The sequence below is a fragment of the Paraburkholderia aspalathi genome (genome assembly GCF_900116445.1).
GTDB lineage: Bacteria > Pseudomonadota > Gammaproteobacteria > Burkholderiales > Burkholderiaceae > Paraburkholderia > Paraburkholderia aspalathi.
The window spans coordinates 231,099-251,688 of the sequence record NZ_FPBH01000010.1 but is presented as its reverse complement, the minus strand read 5'-3'; the positions used below and the strand labels follow the sequence as shown (position 1 = coordinate 251,688).

Below are 20,590 nucleotides of genomic sequence, written 5' to 3'. Positions count from 1 at the left end.
GGCAGCAGCGGCGGTGGCAGCAGCGGTGGCGGCAGCAGCGGCGGTGGCAGCAGCGGCGGTGGCAGCAGCGGCGGTGGCAGCAGCGGCGGTGGCGGAAGCAGTGGCGGCAGCAGCGGGAGCGGCGGCTGCGGTTGCGGTGGCGGCCCCGGCGGCGGGTTCGGCGGTGGTAAAGGCGGCCCCGGTGGTGGTTTTGGCGGAGGCTTCGGTGGCGGGTTCGGCGGCGGCTTTGGCGGAGGCTCCGGCGGCGGTCACGGAGGCAAGGGTGGCGGCGGCAATGGTGGCAATGGCGGAGGAAACGGGCACTGACAGTCGCCTGTTTCCCGGGTAGGGGGCCCCCGCGCCCTACCCGTCGCTAACGACATGCGTATGCCGTTCGCAGTCCCCCGGCAGCGGCGGTGATGTCTCGATCCCCCGGTCGAGCGTCACCGCCCGAAGCCGGTCGATGTTGGCAACACCCGCAGGCGGCCCGGCAAAACAGCACGCAAGGCCTCGAAACGCTGACAGGCAGTTCCGCTCTTGCACACGTTTAAAACTAAAACAATCGATCGTGTCGCGCGTGACCGGAACCAAACCGAAGCGATTGCCTCATATCAGATTCAACGTTCGATATGAGGGCACCACAACATGCAACGAAACGTCCCCCACACCATGGCGCGCACGGCCACCGGCCTGCTGATGGTCGCCGCTCTGGGCCTCGCATCGCTCGCTAATGCGCAAACTTCGGCGCAAACACCGGCTACGTCGACTCAGCCACAGCCGCAAACCCTGTCGCAAGCCGCCCCGCCGGTCGATCCCACCTTCTCCGCCTATTCGCTCGCGCAAACCTGCAAGCTAAAAAACGATAACGTCGCGCAAGGTCAATGCGTCGGCGCGATCCGCGGCATCATCCACGGCTATCAGTACGGCGTGCTGTTCCTCGGTCAGCGCGCGTCGCTGCCGCCCAACGAAACGCAGCGTGTGTCGCTGTGTCTGCGCAATACGCAGGTGTCGTCGATCGTCGACGAATTCATTGCCGATGCCGCCCAGGTCAACGAAGACTCGCTCAAGCACACGCCCGCTGAAGTCGCCGTTCTGGGTTCCGTGCACATGCACCACAGTTGCAATTGATAACGCCCGCGCAGCGAGCCGCAGCGCCATAAGCGCCGGCTCCATGGCCGGCTGCAGTTCGCTGACGGCCGCTACTGCGCTCACAGCATTTCGAGTGGCCGCTTGCTGCGCGGCGGTTTGAAGTAAGTGTCGATAGCAGCGAGTTCGTGCGCGTCGAGTTGTAGTTGCGACGCCCGATAGTTGTCGCGCACATGCTCGACGCGGCCCGCTTTCGGAATCGCGAACACGCCGGGCTTTTGCAAGACCCACGCAAGCGCCACCTGAAACACCGAGACGCCGCGTGCGTCGGCAATATCGTCGAGCGGCGAGCGTTTCGGCAGGCGCGCATGATCGACCGGACTGTATGCCATCCCCGGCATGTTGCGCGCGGCAAGCCACGGCAACAGGTCGAATTCCGGCCCACGGCGCGCCACGTTGTAGAGAATCTGATTTGTCGCGCACGTCTCGCCGCCCGGCGTGGCGACGAGCTCGTCCATATCGTCGGTATCGAAGTTGCTGACGCCCCAGTGGCGAATCTTGCCCGCGCTGCGTAACGCCTCGAATGCCTGGACGGTTTCCGCGAGCGGCACCGAGCCGCGCCAATGCAGCAGATACAGATCGAGCCGATCGGTTTTCAGGCGCTTGAGGCTCTGCTCGCAGGCCGCGATCACGCCGCGCCGGCTGGCGTTATGCGGATACACCTTGCTGACGAGAAAGACCTGATCGCGCAGCCCCGCCAGCGCTTCGCCGAGAAGCGATTCCGTGGCGCCGTCGCCGTACATTTCCGCCGTGTCGATCAGCGTCATGCCCAATTCGATGCCGCAGCGCAGCGCGGCGAGTTCCGAGGCACGCCGCGCCGGCTGTTCACCCATCTCCCAGGTGCCCTGCCCCAGTTTCGGAATACGCTCGCCGTCGGGCAGGCTCACGCTTGCGATATCGGTCGTCATGCTTTCTCCTCGAAGTGGCTAAACATAGGGCAACGCGTTCATGTCGATGCGGCGGCGCAGGCGAATCCGCGGTGCATGATACGCAAATCGTAGGGACGAGTTTAGCGGTTGCACGAGCATCGGATCGGGCACCAGGCAAAAGCCCGCTATAACGGAGCGCGCCGATGTCTTAGAATTGCCGCTTGCCCTTCTTGCGTGAGCCCCATGACCTCTGCCTCGGAAGACCGCTGGCGCGACCTGCGCCCGGACCCGGAAAACGACACGCCGCTGTATCTGCAACTCGCTCGCAAGCTCGGCAGTGCGATTCACGAAAACCGTTGGAACGCGGGCGAAGCGCTGCCCTCTGAGCGCGTGCTGTCCGAAGCGCTCGGCGTATCGCGGATCACCTCGCGCAAAGCCATTGCCCTGCTGGTCGAACAGGGATTGATCCGCCGCACTCAAGGCGCGGGCAGCTTCATCACGCCACGCTATGAAGATCCGCTATCGCGTCTGTCGAGTTTCAGCGAAATGCTTCGGCGACGCGGTTTTACGCCGAGTTCGAAGTGGTTGTCGCGAGAAATTTCGCCCGCTAACCGCGATGAGGTGATTCAACTGGGCTTGTCGCCGGCGGCAGCCGTAACCCGGCTGCGCCGTTTGCGTCTCGCGGACGGCATCGTGATGGCGGTGGAGAATTCCACCTTCCCTGCCGCGGTGATTCCCGATCCTCAGGCAATTGGCGATTCGTTGTACACGTACCTGGAAAATCGCGGACTGACGATTGTGCGCGCGCTGCAGCATTTTCGCGCGGTGAACGCGAACGACGAGATCGCGCAGCAGATGAGCATTGCCCCTAACGAGGCGCTGTTGCTGATCACGCGCGTCGGGTACACGGCGGATCAGCGGGCGATCGAGCTGACCGATACCTACTGCCGCAACGATTACTATGATTTCGTGGCGGAGTTGAGGAAGTAAGCGCGGCGTTTGTCCTTCGGGGCAATCGCAACGCCTTCACGCCCATTTCGCCTCATGCGCCCCTATCCGAGCCGGCGGCAAGTCAAAGCGCGCAGGCGTCTCCTCAAGACGCTCAGCCGGTAGAACGCCCAGCACTCGCCCGAACGCCGACTGCACGCTTCCCAGACAATCCCGCACATCGTCGATCGAAACGTCGGGCGCCTTCCAGCCGTCGGGAAGCAATCCGAAGGATTGCAACCACCGTCCGGTCTGCGCGAGCGACACCCTCACGTGCCAGCTTCCGCCTTCGGTGGCTCGCCGCGCCAATGCGGCCATTGCGCCGAACGCAGCCAGATATCCCGTCGCGTGATCCAACGCCTGACAAGGCAGATGCTTCGGCTCGTCCCATCCCGCCGCCTCGCGCTCCGTAAAAGCAATTCCACTCGCGGACTGCACCAGACTATCGAAGCCGCGCCGCGCAGCCCATGGTCCTTTGTGCCCATAAGCGCAAACCGAGACATAGACGATCCCCGGCCGCACTCGCGCCAGTTCCTCGGGACCGAACCCGCGCGCCGTGAGCGCCCCTGGCCGATACGCCTGCAAAAACACGTCGGCGTCGCTAACGAGGCCATTTAACGTTTCCCGGCCAGTTGCATCGCGCAAATCGATCACAGCCGAGCGCTTGCCGCGCCCATTGTCGATCACCAGCGGCGCAATGTTCGGCAAGTGCGGACCGTTGACCATCAAGACCTCGGCGCCATGCTGCGCGAGCGCGCGTCCCGCCACCGGCCCCGCAATGATGCGCGACAAATCCAGCACCCGCACGCCCGCCAGCGGCCGCTCCGCGCCTGCCTCGCGCGGCGGCTCGACCGGCGCATCGCCAATGCGCTCGATCTCGAACAAGGGCAGCCCCGCAATCGCTTTCGCCTGATCGAGCGCAGCCCACTCGTCGGGCGTGCGAATCAATGCCGCGCACAAACCGGCGTCGGCGAGCGTCTGGTCAAGCGTCGCGCCATCCCAGCCGCGAATCGCCTCGGCCACCGCCGCGCGATCGTTCGCGCAGCCGAGCACCTTCAGCACGCCTTCGAGATGATGCGGAAAGTTTGTGTGCAGTTGAATCCAGCGGCCGTCGCGCGTCGCGTAGAAACCCATCACCGGATCGCGCAAAGCGGGTGGCGGACCGTCGTCGATACGCAGATAGCGCTCGCTGCGAAACGAGGCCAGCGCGCGCCGCATCTCTACGGTGACGTGTTGCCGGCGCCCCGTGCGCAAGCGATGGTATTCGGCAGCTGCAAGGCCGCTCGCGGCGATGGTCGCCTGCGCCAACGCGCCGACCCGATAGACCGACGGCAAGCCTGGGTCGGTGCCGGGAAGCGAGACGGAGCGCAGCGCAGTCGGGTCGCATTGCGCGGTCATCCAGATATGTTTGAGTGCGAGTTCAGGCGTCATGGTGCTCATATCGTTCATCTCGTTCGAGTTGGGACAGGAAGAAAGTGAACCGAGTCTAGAATTTCGCCTTGCTGCAATCAATCTTGATTATGATAATCAATATATATTGATTTCTTCGGTTTCTACGCGTTTCCATGCCGCCCTCCCATTCCCTCACCGCTGCCGAAGCCGCCGCTACGCTCGGCATCAGCCTGCCTACGCTGTATGCGTATGTCAGCCGCGGTATGCTGAGTTCATCGCCGGATGCGCAAGGCAAACACCGGCTCTACGACGCCGGCGAAGTACGGCGGCTCGCCCGGCGCAAGGAAGACGGCAAGCGCGCCGGCAAGGTCGCGCAAAAGGTGTTGGACTGGGGCGTACCGGTGCTCGAATCGTCGATCACGCTGGTGGCCGACGGCCGCCTGCTGTATCGCGGGCACGACGCCATGGAACTGGCGCGCACGGCATCCCTCGAGGATATCGCGGCGTTGTTGTGGGAATGCAGTGCGAGGCGTATCGCCGATGCACCGGCCGTCCCCTTCGCCGCCGCGCAGTGGGCCGCGTGGCTCAAGCTCTGGAGCGACAGCACGCCGCTCGACCGCGCGCTCGTGCTGCTGCCGGCCGCCGCCGCGCAAATGCCGCGGGTATGGGCGCTCGGCCGCGACGCGCAACTCGATACCGCCTGCGCGGTCATGCGCTTGCTGGCCGCCGCGATGGTCTCGGCGGCGCCGTCGAACGAACCGCTGCACAAGCAATTGGCGTCGGCGTGGAACATACGCAACCGTCAGCAGGCGGGGCTGCTGCGCGCGGCGTTGGTGGCCTGCGCGGATCATGAACTGAATGCTTCGACTTTCACGGTTCGCTGCATCACGTCGACGGGGACGCATCTGTTCGGCGCCGTGGCCGGCGGTCTGGCTGCCTTGGCCGGCCCGCGACATGGCGGCGAAACGGTACGGATTGCCGCGCTCCTCGATGAAGCGTCACGCGCCCCCGACCTCGACCGCTATCTGGCGAACCGGCTCGCCCGCCACGAGCACGGCGCGCATGGGCCAGTGCTGTCGGGCTTCGGTCATCCGCTTTATCCGGACGGCGATCCGCGCGCGCGTCTGCTGCTCGAGATGCTCGCTGACTGCGCACCGGGCCGTTCGCCGCTAGGCGAAGTGCAGGCGATCGCGCGCACGGTGCGTGACACGACCGGCGCGGAGCCGACCGTCGACTTCGCGCTCGTGGCCATCGAACGGGTGCTCGGCCTGCCGGCCGGCGCCGCGTTCACGCTGTTCGCGGTCGGCAGGGTGGTCGGCTGGATTGCTCACGCAATGGAGCAAACGCGCGACGGCCGGTTGATCCGGCCACGCGCGCGCTATATCGGGGAGATTGAGGCGCGGCCTTAACCGGCCGCGCAGCAGACGCGGTGCACATTCGTGGCCGCATCAGCCGCAGTGGTTACAGCGGCTGAAGCAATTGCCGCAGCCACCTCACTCCGTCACGCCACACCGAACCAGCGCGGCAGCCAGTTCAGCATCGGCGAACCGCTCAACGGCCGTGTTACAGCGCGCTCCGACCCGCTAGCCAGCGCGAAACGCGCACCGGCCCGCCCTGCGCTGACCCACGCCAGCGCACCGCGCGGCAACTCGATCGATTGCCCCGTTGCCAGCCAGTGATCGCCGTTTTCGCCTTCGACCGTCAACCAGATCTCACCCGAGATCACCTTGAAGACCGACGGACGCGCGACACGCCAGGCCGCCGCAGGCTCGTCATGTTCCATTTCGAAAATCCGGACTTCACGCATCGCTGTTCTCCTTCAAAGAACTTTCCTGTTGTATTGATTATTGACGTGCGATCATCAGATACCCATGCACAGTTCCGAACACTTTCATCGGAACTGTTCAGTCGAAAAAACGGACAGTTGACGGCAATCGCGCTTCATAGGGACGTGCAGCGCACGCCGCACCGAAGGCTCGGCGAAGGAAAAGCACCGTATGAAACTCGAAATCCAACTCAATCGGGAAACCGGCGTACCACTCACCGAACAGATCGTCACGGGCGTCACCGCCTGGATTCGTTCGCGCACCGCTCACCCCGGCTCCAAGCTGCCGTCGATCCGCCAGTTCGCCGCCGACTACGGCGTGAGCCGGTTTCCCGTGATCGAGGCTTACGACCGGCTGGTGTCGCTCGGCTACGTCGACTCGCGGCACGGCTCGGGCTTCTATGTCGCCGACCGCCAGCCGCCAAGCGCGCAATGCCAGGGCACCTCGGACCCGCGCCGCGCCGAGGACGAATCGGGGCACATCCTCCAGCAGTTCAACTACCAGAGTGAGACGCTCAAGCTTGGCAGCGGCTTCATCCCTGATGCGTGGCGCGACACGGAGAGCCTCGCGCAAGCGATCCGCCACGTGTCGCGCACCGATAGCGCGAGCATGGTCGATTACGCGCTCCCGCTCGGCAATCTGACCTTGCGTGAACATCTGCAAGGTCGTATTGCTCAATTGGGGATTCAGGCGGACGCCTCGCAGATTCTGATCACCAATGGCGCGAGCCAGGCACTCGATCTGCTGATGCGCTACATGCTCAAAGCCGGGGACACGATATTCGTGGAGGACCCCGGCTACTACAACCTGAACGGTCTGCTGAAGCTGCACGGCGTGAAGCTGATCGGCATCCCGCGCACCCGCAACGGTCCCGATCTCGATGTGCTGCAGGCGCAGTTGCAAGTGAATCGGCCGAAGCTGATGTTCATCAACACGGTGTTCCACAATCCGACCGGCACCACGGTCGCGCCGCCGGTGGCATTCCGGCTGCTGCAACTGGCGCGCGAACACGGTTTCACGATCATTGAAGACGACATCTACGCCGACTTCCAGTCCGACGTCACCGATCGTCTCGCCACCCTCGACCAGCTCGAACACGTGATTTACGTGGGTGGCTTGTCGAAGACGCTGTCGTCGTCGTTGCGGATCGGCTGCGTGGTAGCGAGCCACGCAATCATCAAGGATCTCGTCGACATCAAGATGCTGACGAGCATCGGCGGTTCACGCTTTGCCGAAGCGGTCGCCGCTACGTTGCTGGAGCGCGGCGCGTACCGCAAGTATCTGGAACGGCTACGCCGCCGCATGCGCGACGCGCTCGGCTCAACCATTCAAACACTCGAAGACGCCGGCTGGGAGCTGTTCGAAAAGCCTGTCGGCGGCAAGTTCGTGTGGGCGCGTGTGCCGCACGTCGGTAACGCCGAACGGCTGGTGGCATGCGGCGCACCGCTCGGCGTGACCGTGGCGCCTGGCAGCTATTTCCGGCCGAACATGGAAATGAGCCCGTGGACCAGGATTCACGCCGCGTTCGGCAATGACCCGCGCGCCCAGGCATTTTTCCGTGCTGCTGTGGCGTTGCCTCCCTCGGACTGACCTCATCATCTTGTCTTCGCGCTGAGCGCATATCCGCTGCGCCGGGCCACGCTTTTCCCTAGAATAGCGAGTCCCAGCCCGTCCCTGCGCGCCTAGCCGCCTTCCATGTCCACGCCGCCGACCCTGCCCGCCTCAGCCCCCGCCGCCACTTCAGGCCCCTCGGCCCGCTCGCTCACCGTGATGCTGTGGCTCGTCGCCACCGGCTTCTTCATGCAGACGCTCGACTCCACGATCGTCAACACCGCGCTCCCCGCGATGGCGACAAGCCTCGGCGAGTTGCCGTTGCGCATGCAATCGGTGGTGATCGCGTACTCGCTGACGATGGCGGTGATGATTCCAGTGTCCGGCTGGCTCGCCGACAAACTCGGCACGCGGCGCGTGTTCTTCAGCGCGATCCTCGTGTTCGCGGTCGGCTCGCTGCTGTGCGCCAACGCGCATACCCTGAATCAACTGGTGATCTACCGCATCGTGCAAGGTGTGGGCGGGGCGATGCTGCTGCCGGTCGGGCGGCTCGCGGTGCTGCGTACCTTCCCGGCTGAACGCTATTTGCCGGCTTTGTCGTTCGTGGCGATTCCAGGACTGATCGGACCGCTGATCGGCCCGACGCTCGGCGGCTGGCTCGTGAAAATCGCTTCGTGGCACTGGATCTTTCTGATCAACGTGCCAGTGGGGATCGTGGGTTGCATCGCCACCTTCATCTTCATGCCGGATAGCCGCAACGAGCACACCGGCAAGTTCGATTTGAAGGGCTATCTGCTGCTGATTTTCGGCATGGTGGCGATCTCATTCGCGCTCGACGGCCGCACGGAGTTTGGCATCCAGCACGCCACCGTGTTGGTGCTGCTAATCCTGAGCCTCGCCTGCTTTGTCGCCTACGGTTTGCACGCCGTACGCGAGCCCGCACCGATCTTCCCGCTCGACCTGTTCAAGATCCACACCTTCAGCGTCGGGTTGCTCGGCAATCTGTTCGCGCGGATCGGCAGCGGCGCGATGCCGTATCTGATTCCTCTGCTCCTGCAGGTGAGTCTCGGCTATAGCGCCTTCGAAGCCGGCATGATGATGCTGCCGGTGGCGGCTGCGGGCATGGCGGCCAAGCGCCTCGTCACCACACTGATTGTCAAATACAGCTACCGGCGCGTGCTGATCGTCAATACGGTGCTGGTGGGCCTGACCATGGCAAGCTTCGCGCTCACTTCAGCCAGCCAGCCGCTGTGGCTGCGGCTCGTGCAACTGGCGTTCTTCGGCGCGGTCAACTCGATGCAGTTCACCGCGATGAACACACTGACGCTCAAGGATCTCGGCACCGGCGGCGCGAGCAGCGGCAACAGCCTGTTCTCGCTCGTGCAGATGCTATCGATGAGCCTCGGCGTGACCGTTGCCGGCGCGTTGCTCGCGACCTTCACCGGCCTCCTGCCGCGCGTGACCGCCGCCAATTCGCTGCCCGCGTTCCACGCGACGTTCCTGTGTGTCGGCATCATCACCGCCGGCTCGTCGTGGATCTTCGCTCAACTTTCGCCGGACATCCGGACGCCCGCGAAGAAGACCGATCCTTCGGAACGGACCTGAGTTTTGCGCCAGGCTGCAGTGGCGTTGCCCCTACCCGCCGCTAACCGCCGCGCCCCGTCGCCGACCCGCAAAGGGGCGCGGGCCGCACCACCGAAGTGCGAATCATCGCCTTCGCGCCCGCGCTAGCGCACAATCGCCGTACTGACAGCGGCAAGCGGGCGCGCGCAGAGTGTTTCCGCACGCGCATAGTTCTTGCTAGCCTATCCTGTAAACTCACATTTTTGCGCGTGCCCACTCGTGCCGAGCATGAGAAGCGCGCCGCCACTTCCACACGACTGACATGATGAGCATGATCGAACTCGATCCTCCCGGCTTCCAGCCGCCGCGCCCGATGGCGGGCGACGAAGGCTCCCGGCGCACCGTCCTGTACGGCGGCTACACGGTTTTCAGCGTGTTCCAGCCGGTTTTTTCGGTGTCGCACCGGCGTGCGATCGGTTATCACGCTTCGCTGCGCGCACACGACGAACATGCGCTGCAGGTGCCGTCACACGAGGTTTTCACGCAGGCGGCACGGCGCGGCGACCTGCTGGAACTCGGGCGGCTCGCCGAATCGCTGCATCTGGGCAACTTCAACGCATTCGACAGCCACGACGAATGGCTTTTTCTGAGCCTGCACCCGGCCGCACTGATGGACACCAGTTACGGCGACGCACTGCTCGCCGGCCTCAAGGCGCTGGGCTTGCCGCCGCAGCGGGTGGTGCTGGAAGTATCCGAACAGGCCGGCGGTGAAACCACGCGCTTCGCCGAAATCATCGACGCGCTGCGCAAGTCCGGCTTCCTGATCGCGCTGGACGGCTTTGGCGCCAAGCATTCGAACATCGACCGCGTGTGGAATCTGCGTCCGGACATCGTCACGCTCGACCGCTGCATTCTTGCGCAAGCGAGCGAACACTCGCATATCGAACGCGTGCTGCCGGGCCTCGTCTCGCTGCTGCACGAATCCGGCCAACTGGTGCTGATGGGCGGCCTGAGCACCGAGCGCGATGCGCTGATCGCACTCGAATGCAACGTCGACTTCGTGCAGGGCGCGTACTTCGCGGGCCCGAGCGTCGAGCCGGTCAAACCGCAAGCGGCGGCCGGCCTGATGGACTCGCTCTCCGCGGCACTACGCGAACGGGTTGCCACACGCGAACGCGCACAGTCAGCACGGCTCGCACCCTATGTCACGGCGCTGGAAACGGCGGCGGCCCAACTCGTGGCCGGGGAATCGGTAACCCAGGCGACCGCGACGCTGCTCACGCTCGGCGAAACGGCACGCTGTTTTGTGCTCGACGGTTCGGGCCGGCAGATCGGCGACAACGTGCTGCCGGCGGGACGCGCTTCGCAACGCGCCAAGCGCTTCCGGCCATTGCTGCATTCGGAAGGCGCGAGCTGGGAACGCCGGCCGTACTTCATTCAGGCCATGCGCGTGCCAGGCCAGGTGCACCTCACGCCGCCCTACCTCTCGATCAACGAAGCACACCTGTGCGTAACGGCCTCGATCGCCGCGCATACGCCGCACGGCACCCAGGTGCTATGCGTTGACATCAACTGGGAAGTCGCTGCGCATCGTAATTGAGGCAAGGGCGTTCCGCTGGATCCGCGCGAGGAGCTTCATGACGGCCGCGCGGCCCAGCAAGCGGTTGGCTGCCTGCAAACGCGCCGCGCTGGTGGCGGCGCGCAAGGCGACGATCTTCGTCGAGCCGTCCGCCTGATTTAGCGTGGACACGTCGATCACCCCCACAACCTCGCCTTCGAAGAGCAACGCAATACACATTGCGCCTTCGACCGACACCACCTCTGCATGGCTCGCCTGATACGCGAGCGCTGTCACCGTCTCCATCCAGGCCACTGGCCCCAGTTCCTGCGTGCACACCGGCGCGTCGCTGACGACTTCCGGCGCATCGCTAAAGAGCCGTAACAAGGCCGCCCGATCCTGCGCCTCCAGCGCGGTGCGCAAGCGTTCCACGATCCGTGCATGCGCGGCGGGATCCGGTCGTTCCAGCGGCGCGCCCGCACGCTGCAACCGCGCCTTGGCCCGATGGACAATCTGCCGGCAACTGGCCGGCGTGCGGTCGAGGATTTTCGCAATCGCCGCGTAGTCGCAATCGAACGCTTCGTGCAGCACGAATGCCGCCCGCTCATCCGGCTTCAGACGCTCGAGCAGAAGCATCACGCCGTACGACATCTCCGCTGCACGCAAGGCCAATTCCTCCGCCGACGGCGCCACCTCGTCGAGCCAGGGCTCCGGCAGCCAGCCGGCAGCCTGTGACGCGCGTTCGCGCTGCACGTGACGCAGCCGGTCAATCGCCGCGCGCGTGGTGATCGTGGTGAGCCAGGCGGCCGGTGTCTGCACCTCTTGCGTATCGGCGAGATGCCACTTGAGCCAGACGTCCTGCACCACGTCTTCCGCTTCGGCGCGGCTGCCGAGCATGCGGTACGCCAGCGCTAGCAGGCGGGCACGCACGGCCTCGAAGCTGGATGCCTTGTCGATTCCTTGTTCCGTCATGCCTGAACCTCCTGATCTACATCCTTTTTACCTTGACGCCCGGACTCCCGCCGATGTGACAGCCCACCGAAAAAATATTCCTGTCACGCCGCCGCCCTTCCTCACGTCATACAGGCAACAACCAACGCAACGGGGGCGTGGTTGTTCGAATCGGCCACCGCTCCCGGCTACCGGCAACGCGCCACCTGAAACGAGGCAAACATGCATTCCAGCTATCCGTCCATCACCGGCCTCGGCCTCGTGCCCACCGTGATCGAGCAATCCGGCCGCGGCGAGCGCGCCTATGACATCTATTCGCGTCTGCTGCGCGAGCGCATCGTCTTTCTGGTAGGTCCGGTGAACGAACAGTCAGCCAGTGTGATCGTCGCTCAATTGCTGTTTCTGGAATCCGAGAATCCCGACAAGGATATTTCTTTTTACATCAATTCGCCGGGCGGCTCGGTATATGACGGCCTCGCCATCTATGACACGATGCAATTCATCAAGCCCGAGGTGTCGACCTTGTGCACCGGCTTTGCCGCCAGCATGGGCACGTTTTTGCTGACCGCCGGCCAGCGCGGCAAGCGGTACGCGCTGCCGAACGCGCGCATCATGATTCACCAGCCGTCGGGCGGCAGCCAGGGCACCGCTGCCGACGTCGAGATCCAGGCGAAAGAGGTGCTCTACCTGCGCGAACGTCTCAACGCGATGATGGCCGAGCGCACCGGGCGCAGCATCGAGGAGATCGTGCGCGACACCGACCGTGACAACTTCATGTCGGCTCAAGGCGCGAAGGATTACGGCCTCGTCGACGAGGTGCTGGAAACACGCGCGGCGCTTGGCAATCCAGGCGACTTGGCTCGTCACCGTGACATGTAGCGCGGCACGGCCGCACCGCCAGAAACGTCCTCGCCCCGGCCGGTTTTTGCCGTTCCTATCGGTGCGCCTGAAACACAAAAGCTGATCACCTCCGCTGGAATCGCTATCATGGTCGCGATTCGTCGAATTCGACGATCGCTTCAATGGAGATATTCATGGCGTCATCCAACGAAACCGTCAGCATGGCGCTATTCTGCGACTTCGAAAACGTTGCGCTCGGCGTGCGCGATGCGAAGTACGACAAGTTCGACATCAAGCTGGTGCTCGAACGTCTGCTGCTCAAGGGCAGCATTGTCGTGAAGAAAGCGTATTGCGACTGGGACCGCTACAAGAGTTTCAAAGGCGCGATGCACGAGGCCAACTTCGAGTTGATCGAGATTCCGCACGTGCGCCAATCGGGCAAGAATTCCGCCGACATCCGGCTCGTGGTCGACGCGCTCGACCTCTGCTACACGAAATCGCACGTCAATACCTTCGTCATCATCAGTGGCGACTCGGATTTTTCGCCGTTGGTGTCGAAGCTGCGCGAGAACAACAAGCAGGTGATCGGTGTCGGCGTGCAGCAATCCACCTCCGATCTGCTGATCGCGAACTGCGACGAATTCTTCTTTTACGACGACCTCGTGCGCGAAAGTCAGCGCACGGTCGCCAAGCGCGAGTCGTCGCGCCCGCAACAGACCGCGCAGCAGACAGCCAAACGTACGCCCGACGAAGAAAAGTCGCGCAGCAAGGAGGACCTCGAAAAACGTCGCACCAAAGCGGTGGAGATCGCCGTGCAGACGTTCGACGCGCTCGCGTCCGAACGTGGCGATAGCGGCAAAATCTGGGCATCGGTACTGAAGAACGCGATCAAGCGCCGCAAGCCGGATTTCAACGAGACGTACTACGGCTTTCGCGCATTCGGCAATCTGCTGGAAGAAGCGCATGCGCGCGGGCTGCTCGAATTCGGCCGCGATGAGAAGTCAGGCGCGTACGTTTATCGGGGCGCGGCTGGAAATGCGGGCGCCGAAAACGTGAACGAGCCAGCCGAAGCAAATGAGTCGGCAGAGCAGATGATCGTTGAAGCACAGGTTGCCGAAACCGTGGTCGCCGAGTCGGGCGGCAAGCACGAGTCGCGCCGCCGAGGCCGTGGCAATCGCAAGCCCGGCCGTGGCCAGCAGGAAAGCGCGCAGGAAGAGCGTGTGGCGGTTGACCACAGCCGTCATGCACAGGCTCAAACTGACACGGGACACACGCACGCGCCGTCGGCCAGTGAATCCGTTTTCGAACAGCCGGAAGCCACCTGGGCACAACCGGAGGCCTTTGCAACTGAACCGGTCGCAGTAGCCGCAGAAGAAACACCGGAAGCGGGCACCGCCCAACCTAAGCGCCGCAAGGAACGCGCACCGCGCAAGACAGCCGCGAAGAAAACGAAGAAGGCAACACCGCGAAAGATCGATGAGGTCCCGGAGATCGCGGCGCCTGCTGAAGCGCCGGCAGCGTCTGTTACCGAAGAAAAGGCGCCCGCGGCCGCCAAAAAGGCAGCGCGCAAAACCACCCCACGCAGTCGCCGTCCGCGTAAGGCAGCGGCAACGAGCGAGGCGGAATAAGCGTCTCACTTTGCGTGACGTGCACCGGATTTCCTCCGGTACACCGATAGCAATGTGAATGCCGCAACAACGCAAACTCCGTCGCAAACAAAAAGCCCCTGCTCGCAACGAGCAGGGGCTTTTCCATTTCCAGTTCGCAACACCTACAACAAACCAAACACCGCCACCCCATTCGTCGTGCCCACAAACACTTTGCCGCGCGCGATCATCGGCGTGATGAACTTGTTGCCCGCGCCCCATTGATCGCGCGTGCCGGCCTGATTGCTGTTGTACAGCTCGCTCGCGAGGTTACTTGCGTTGTACGCATGCAGGGCGCCCGTCGTGCCGTTTTCCGCCACCCAGACGATGCCGTTGCTCGAGCCATTGGCCGACACGGCCGGTGTCGCGCCGGGATAGGCAAACGTGGTTGGACTCTTTGACGATGCGGTGGTCGCGAGAAATGCACCGGAGATCGGCAGCGCCTTCAGGTTATCGTTCCAGCCGCCGTAATAGACCACACCGTTGTAATAAGCCGGCGAGCCCCAGATGCCGCCCGCGAGCGTGCCGGTCAGCACCTGCCAGTTATTGTTCGCCGTGGGACTGAATTTACCCATCGAATCGCGATCGACCACGTAGATCAGATTGTCCTTGCCCGCCGCCACCGCCAGGTGTTTGACAACGCCGCCCGCGGTCGTCTGATCCGGCAACAGCATCACGCCGCCCGAACCGAAATCGTTGTCGGCATTTGCCTCGGCCACGACGTTACTCATGGCGAAGTAATCGGTGACCTGCAGGTTTCCTAAGGACAGCTTCATCAGCGAGTTTCCGAAGTCGCCGTCAACCGGAAAGCCCTGCGCATTCAGCGTGGTGCCGAACGTGCCGTTGCCGTCGACGACGTAAATCGAGGTGCCGTCCGAGGCCATGCCTGAGCCGGCCATCCAGATCGATCCCTGGCTACCGTTCGGCGCGACGTCGAACACGCTGGTCTGCTTCAACGTGTCGGCGCTATAGGCCATCAACCAGCCGGTGTAAGCGCCTGACATGCAGTGCGCGGTCCAGCCCATATAGACGTTGCCGCCGACCAGCGTGAGCGCCGCGCGCACGGTATGCAGCGATGGATTGAAGGTGATGGTGCCGTTGACGCTCCCCGCGCCGCTACCGGGGAAGCTCGCCGCAATCTCCGTCGGGCCGCCGAGCACTTCTGCCCCCGTGGTCAGATCGAGCGCATGCAGCCGATGATGGTACCCACCGCTGCCGTCCTTGGTCATCGCCACGGCATACAGCACGCCATTCGCGCCGCGATTGCGATCGATCACCGGCGTCGACGTAATGCCGATTTCCGGCGTGATGTCCTGGCAACCGTGATCGTCACTGGGTGTCTCGCCGCTGCCGACCAACGAGACCTTCCACAATTGCGCGAAGGTGGTGGCGTCATACGCGTACACGCTATCGTGTTCGGTAGCGACGTAGACCACATCGTGTGCGGTGCCGGCAATCGGCAGACTGGTGACGAACAGCGGCTGCGCATCGACTTTGCCGTCCGCGGCGAGAAACGCGACTTTGCCGAAGCTCGTTGAATTGACGTTCGCGAGCGTCAGCGTGGTCTCGGCGAGCATCTGGCCCGTGCGGGCGAGATCGTTGTGATGCATCAGCACGTCGGTGGCGAAGGCTGTCGTGCCCATCGACGTGCCACCCGAACTGGTCGAGCCGGTACCGCCGCTGCCGGTCGACGAGCCGCTGCCGGTGGTGCCGCCGCCGGCGGACGAACCTGAACCCGTACCCGATGAGCCACCCGAGCCGCCGCCGCAAGAAAGGAAGCAGCCGGCGACGAGTGCAATCGCCAGCCGCTCGCACACGCGGGACCACATTCTCGGATTGAACGTGCCGGTTTGCGGTCGCTGCATGGTCGCCTCGTTTGCACGATGTCCGGCTCACTCCGTGCGTCGGGCTGCGTCGAACGGCGGAGTCAGAAACGGCGGGGGCCGGCAGGGATGGAGTGGAGTGTGCGGGCTGTGCGGAACCGTCAGACAACCGGCGTCCCTGGCCCTCTATCCAAACGTACGCCCTTTGCCGGGCGGCCTGCCGCCATCGTTTCGTGTCTTTCCGCCAGAGATGACAAAAGCTTTACAGCAACAAGCTTGCCTGCCCCCTGGCGCAAACGGTGTGTTTCGGCGAAGCGAGGTTTCCGATCGACCTCAGTTTCAGTAATACGGGTAAGGCGCGTACATCACCGGAGGCGGCGCGACATACCGCGGCGGCGGAGCATAGTAGTAGGGCTGAGGTGCGTAATAGGCCGGCTGCGGCGCGTAGTAGGCGGGTTGCGGTGGCTGCGAGATCGTGTTGCCCTTCGAGGTCATGCACTGCGCGTAGGAGGCGTCGTAGCGCGCTTGCAGGCCCGCCGCGGAATACTGCGCGCCATTCGCGCCGTTCGCGCCGCCGATCAGCAAGCCGCTGCCCGCGCCGATCGCTGCGCCCGCGCCCGCATTGCCCGCCGCCGCGCCGATCAGTGCGCCGACCGCCGCGCCGCCAAGCGTGCCCAGCGCGGCGCTGTTCACGCTGTTGGTGGTCGCCGCTTGGGCGGCCGCGTTCGGGTCCGTCGAACGGTTCGCATAGTCGCGGCATGCATAGTCGTCTTGCTGGAACTGCCCAAGCGGCTCGCCGCTGCGCGGCAGCGCGACCACGCTTGGGCCGCTCGGCGGCATGACCGCGCAACCGCCGAGCGCGAGCGCAACGACGGCGGCCGGTATGGCGAGGCTAATCGACTTGGTGCTGGAGATCATGTTCGTGCGCTTCAATGACATTGGAATTCAAACGTTATGCCAATCGGTATCGCGCTTGGTTACGAGATCGTTACAGAAAGTTTTTCGCTTACATTCTCGCGCGCGTTCGCGCCGCTTGGTCTCACAGCCTGAAAGGCCCGCGCAGCCACGTCATATCGGGTAATGCTTGTAAGCGAAGCCGCAATCTGTTTTCGCAGCGCGCAGCCTAAACTGGCTTGCGGTAATAGTGGGCAATGAACCAGAGGATGACTCGATGAACCGGCTTGTTTTTCTGGTGGCGGCGGCTTCTGCCGCCTGCATATCGCCCGTTTTCGCGCAGTCGAACACGACATTCCCGAGCAGCGCGATCGAACCGTCTACGGCGACCTTCCCCAGCGCGTCGATCGCGCAGAATTTTCAGTACATCAATCACCCGCCTCCACCTCCCGCGCCTGCGAGTTCGGTGTCGCCCAGCGGCGGCGGGCGTGGCCATCGGCATCGGCAGATGTCGGCGGATTCAGATACGGCCGGGGGTGCGTCGACGCAGCCTTGATCGGACGCCCGCAGGGTCTGAATCGGCGCGGAACAAGGGCCCGCTGACCTCGCCGCAGTTACCATCTGTGACAAAGCTTGCACTTCCGACCGGCCTCGCAGGTGCCAACCCGACGACTATCTCTCCCGGTTACCTCGTAACTGCCGGAGAAACACGCGTTGCGCGCCCTCCGAGGGCTTCACCTGGCATCGTCATACCTCCCGCTGTAGCGCTGTCGCGCCTCGCCGGCGTGCTCCGTTGCCCCTGCCTGCACCACGTTCCCCATACGTGGCGGTAAGCGGCCTCGACATGGCGCGCAAAGCGCGCGCCGTCCATCAACGGCGATGCCGCGAGCCGTGCCCGCAGGCTGCCACGCATCGCGCTCAGGCGCGGCAGATCGCGTACCAGCTGGACGGCGGTCTCGACAAACTGTGCGTCGCTGTCCGCGGCGAGGTCGCGTAGACCCAGGCTCTCCAGTTGGCTCAGTCCGGCACGCCCCACTGACGTGCTGCCGACCCGCGTGACGACCGGCACTCCCATCCAGTACGAGTCGAGGCTCGTCGTATGGCCGTTATACGGAAACGTATCGAGCCCGACGTCGATCTGGTGATACGTCCGCAGATAGTCCGCGCGCGGGCGGAACGATGTAAAAGAGACCCGCTCTTCGGTGATCCCATGGTGTCCCATTCGTTCGAGCAGAAGCGCACGGGCCGCGCCGTTCGGGGCCATCAGTAGCAGCCTGGCATCCGCCACCTCGCGCATCACGTCGCCCCACAGCCTGAACGTCACATCGCTCAGCTTGCACGGGTTGTTCAGGCAGCCGAACGTCGGATAGCCACTCGATAGCGCGGGCTGCGCATTGACCTCAGGCGTATCCGTCAACGCGTCATAGCACCAGAAAGAGTCCCGCAGACGGATGGAAACTTCGCTATACCAGGCATCGCTGCCGACCGGGTCGAGCCACGGGTCGGTGAACCGGTAGTCGATCGCATCGATGCCGGTCGTGCCCGGATAGGCGAGCCAGGCGATCTGCACCGGCGCGGGTTTGCGTGCAAACAGCAGCGGACGGCCATCCGCCATGTGCATGGTCAGGTCGATGAGAATGTCGATCCGGTCGTCGCGGATCATCTGTGCGAGCTGCTCGTCGTTGAGTGCGCGTACGTCGCGCCAAGCATCGGCATAAGAGGCTACGCGCTGCGTCAGATGGTCCGGCCGGGTGACGCTCGCGTAACAGAAGACTTCGAACTGTTCGTGATCGTGATGCGAGAGCAGCGGCAGTGTGAACAACGTCTGGCAATGATCGCGGAAGTCCGGCGACACGTAGCCGATACGCAAGCGGCGGGACGGTGTCGCATCGTTCGGATGCGGCTCGTGGGTGCCGCGATACAGCGCCTCGTGCCGCGCCGACCATCGACGGCTTTCGTCCAGTAGCGGCTGAGGATGCTCGGCCTGGAAGCTCAATGCGTAGACCAGATTGCTGTGCGCGACGACATTGTAGGGATCGCACGTGAGCGCCCGACGATAGCAATCGATGCCGTCGTCGAGGCGACCCTGGTCCTTCAGCACGTTGCCGAGATTGTTGTGCGTGACCGAATGATGCGGGTCCACGCTGAGCGCTTCGCGCAAATGAGATTCCGCCTCGGCGATGCGGCCGAGCGTACGCATCAGGGTCGCCGCATTGTTGAGCGCGGCAACGAAACCCGGGCGCAGGCGGATCGCCGTGCTAAACGCTTGCGCGGCGTCCTCGTGCGAGCCCGACTCTTGCAGGACGATACCCAGGTTGTTGTAGGCATCGGCGTGTGCCGGCGCTTGCCCGATCGCCCGCTGATAGTGGCTTACCGCTTCGCTCCGCCTACCGAGCGCATGCAGCGCATTGGCCAGGTTGTACGCTGCTTCGGGGAAGACGGGGTCTAACTCGAGCGCGTGCGTCAGCAACGCAGCGGATCGTACGAACTCGCCGCGCCGGTGAAGCGCGACGCCGAGATTCACCAGGCTGCAGGGCGAGTCGGGTGCCACGCGCACCGCTGCCTCGAGTTGCATCACGGCTTCGTCCAGACGGCCTTGCGCCTCGAGGAGTGTGCCGAGATTCGTGAGTGCGTTGGCGTCTTCGGGTTGCTCTGCGATCGCGCGGCGGTATGCGGCTTCCGCGGCATGCAGGTCGCCCTGTTGCCGGTGGCAGTTGCCGAGGTTGTTGAGCGCATCGACGTGCCCTGGTTCAAGCGCCAGCAGCGACGTATAGATCTCAATCGCAGCAGCGTATTCGCCGACTGCTTGCAGCGCCGCCGCCAGGGCGAATAGCACGTCGGCGGAGCCGGCTTCGAAAGACAGTGCTTGCAGATAGGCGTCGATCGCTTCGGTAAATCGTTGCGCGGCGGCAAACACTTGTCCTCGAACGAAGTGATATCGCGCGTTTTCCGGTGCGCGAGTCAGCGCCGCATCGAGCCACGCAAGTGCGGCCTCGTACGCGCCACCTTGCATGTCGAGCACACCGAGGCGGAACATCACGTTCGCGTCGTCGGGGTTGATCGCGAGCGTACGTTCGTACAACTCGCGGGCATGGCCGAACTCACCCGCGAGATGATGTGCCGTCGCGAGATCCAGAATCTGAGTGATTTCCATCGTGCCCCGCCGGAGGACTGCTGTTTCACCGATGTCACTTCGACCCGGACCGCTGTCCGCATCACATCCTTGTGATGCCGTCGCGCGAGGCGAACCACAGGCCGCGCGAAGGGGAACGAACATCAGCGAACGATAGCGAGCGAGTCCTTACCGAGGTTTACCATTGCTCACCACAAGAAACATGTGGCGATGCAGTCACACCGCTTCCAGCCGGGGAGCGAAACTTCACGGAAGCTTTCAAGGTTCGAAACTGTAAGCGAGCATGGCAAGCGCGCGGCGCATAGCCATGGCGGTGCACGCTCAGTTCAGCTGATGGAGAAGACGATGACGAGTCTTTCGATGACAAGACCAGAAGCTTTCGGCAATGCAGCATCCTGAATGCGGAACGCTGACGAAGCTTGCCGGTAGCAA

The 20,590-nt window shown here is 63.9% G+C and carries 17 protein-coding genes; 9 read left to right on the top strand and 8 right to left on the bottom strand.

Going from position 1 to position 20,590, the window contains the following annotated elements:
• Positions 1-303 (bottom strand): hypothetical protein (locus BM438_RS45885; RefSeq protein ID WP_208620674.1); only part of this gene is annotated, 303 nt, incomplete at its 3' end.
• Between the two features lie 321 nt (positions 304-624).
• On the opposite strand from BM438_RS45885, the gene BM438_RS17990 reads away from it, so the two are divergent.
• Entirely contained in the window at positions 625-1,107 is a 483-nt protein-coding gene (locus BM438_RS17990; RefSeq protein WP_093635744.1) for a hypothetical protein, read from the top strand.
• Between the two features lie 80 nt (positions 1,108-1,187).
• Here BM438_RS17990 and BM438_RS17985 read toward each other — a convergent pair whose 3' ends face one another.
• A complete protein-coding gene (locus tag BM438_RS17985; RefSeq protein WP_093635742.1) occupies positions 1,188-2,033 on the bottom strand; it encodes an aldo/keto reductase in 846 nt (281 codons plus the stop codon).
• Between the two features lie 204 nt (positions 2,034-2,237).
• Between BM438_RS17985 and BM438_RS17980 the strand changes: the two genes are divergently transcribed.
• Entirely contained in the window at positions 2,238-2,984 is a 747-nt protein-coding gene (locus tag BM438_RS17980; RefSeq protein WP_093635740.1) for a GntR family transcriptional regulator, read from the top strand.
• A 36-nt stretch (positions 2,985-3,020) separates the two neighbouring features.
• Here the strand turns inward: BM438_RS17980 and BM438_RS17975 are convergent, their stop codons facing one another.
• The gene (locus BM438_RS17975; protein ID WP_093635766.1) at positions 3,021-4,412 is read right to left on the bottom strand and encodes a CoA transferase; all 1,392 of its coding nucleotides are present in this window, start codon (positions 4,410-4,412) and stop codon (positions 3,021-3,023) included.
• 134 nt (positions 4,413-4,546) lie between these two features.
• Here BM438_RS17975 and BM438_RS17970 point away from each other — a divergent pair, with 134 nt between their 5' ends.
• Complete coding sequence (locus BM438_RS17970) at positions 4,547-5,782, top strand: citrate/2-methylcitrate synthase (RefSeq protein ID WP_093635738.1); 1,236 nt, start codon at positions 4,547-4,549, stop codon at positions 5,780-5,782.
• 92 nt (positions 5,783-5,874) lie between these two features.
• On the opposite strand, the gene BM438_RS17965 is transcribed toward BM438_RS17970, so the two are convergent.
• Positions 5,875-6,180, bottom strand: a complete 306-nt coding sequence (locus tag BM438_RS17965; RefSeq protein WP_054043580.1) for a DUF2917 domain-containing protein — start codon at positions 6,178-6,180, stop codon at positions 5,875-5,877.
• Between the two features lie 190 nt (positions 6,181-6,370).
• On the opposite strand from BM438_RS17965, the gene BM438_RS17960 reads away from it, so the two are divergent.
• The 3 genes from BM438_RS17960 to BM438_RS17950 all read left to right on the top strand — a co-directional run bounded on the left by BM438_RS17960 (position 6,371) and on the right by BM438_RS17950 (position 10,913).
• Positions 6,371-7,789 (top strand): aminotransferase-like domain-containing protein, encoded by a 1,419-nt coding sequence (locus tag BM438_RS17960; RefSeq protein WP_093635736.1) that lies wholly within the window; start codon positions 6,371-6,373, stop codon positions 7,787-7,789.
• 105 nt (positions 7,790-7,894) lie between these two features.
• Positions 7,895-9,355, top strand: a complete 1,461-nt coding sequence (gene mdtD, locus BM438_RS17955) for a multidrug transporter subunit MdtD (protein WP_093635734.1) — start codon at positions 7,895-7,897, stop codon at positions 9,353-9,355.
• Between the two features lie 283 nt (positions 9,356-9,638).
• On the top strand, positions 9,639-10,913 hold the full coding sequence (locus tag BM438_RS17950; RefSeq protein WP_093635764.1) for an EAL domain-containing protein: 1,275 nt from the start codon (positions 9,639-9,641) through the stop codon (positions 10,911-10,913).
• Here the strand turns inward: BM438_RS17950 and BM438_RS17945 are convergent.
• Positions 10,869-11,843, bottom strand: coding sequence for a sigma-70 family RNA polymerase sigma factor (locus BM438_RS17945; protein WP_093635732.1), 975 nt, complete (start codon positions 11,841-11,843; stop codon positions 10,869-10,871). The genes BM438_RS17950 and BM438_RS17945 overlap by 45 nt on opposite strands.
• A 201-nt stretch (positions 11,844-12,044) precedes the next feature.
• Here BM438_RS17945 and clpP point away from each other — a divergent pair, with 201 nt between their 5' ends.
• Positions 12,045-12,701, top strand: a complete 657-nt coding sequence (gene clpP, locus BM438_RS17940) for an ATP-dependent Clp endopeptidase proteolytic subunit ClpP (protein WP_093635730.1) — start codon at positions 12,045-12,047, stop codon at positions 12,699-12,701.
• Between the two features lie 155 nt (positions 12,702-12,856).
• Positions 12,857-14,290 carry an NYN domain-containing protein gene (locus BM438_RS17935; RefSeq protein WP_093635728.1) on the top strand — a complete coding sequence of 478 codons (1,434 nt, stop codon included), beginning with the start codon at positions 12,857-12,859 and terminating at the stop codon, positions 14,288-14,290.
• A gap of 143 nt (positions 14,291-14,433) precedes the next feature.
• Here the strand turns inward: BM438_RS17935 and BM438_RS17930 are convergent, their stop codons facing one another.
• Positions 14,434-16,173, bottom strand: coding sequence for a PQQ-binding-like beta-propeller repeat protein (locus BM438_RS17930; protein WP_093635726.1), 1,740 nt, complete (start codon positions 16,171-16,173; stop codon positions 14,434-14,436).
• Between the two features lie 297 nt (positions 16,174-16,470).
• Positions 16,471-17,049: a glycine zipper family protein gene (locus BM438_RS17925; RefSeq protein ID WP_093635762.1), complete on the bottom strand. Its 579-nt coding sequence runs from the start codon at positions 17,047-17,049 to the stop codon at positions 16,471-16,473.
• 253 nt (positions 17,050-17,302) lie between these two features.
• On the opposite strand from BM438_RS17925, the gene BM438_RS17920 reads away from it, so the two are divergent.
• Entirely contained in the window at positions 17,303-17,581 is a 279-nt protein-coding gene (locus tag BM438_RS17920) for a hypothetical protein (RefSeq protein WP_093635724.1), read from the top strand.
• 129 nt (positions 17,582-17,710) lie between these two features.
• On the opposite strand, the gene BM438_RS17915 is transcribed toward BM438_RS17920, so the two are convergent.
• Positions 17,711-20,179: a tetratricopeptide repeat protein gene (locus BM438_RS17915; protein ID WP_093635722.1), complete on the bottom strand. Its 2,469-nt coding sequence runs from the start codon at positions 20,177-20,179 to the stop codon at positions 17,711-17,713.
• Between the last annotated feature and the right edge of the window lie 411 nt (positions 20,180-20,590).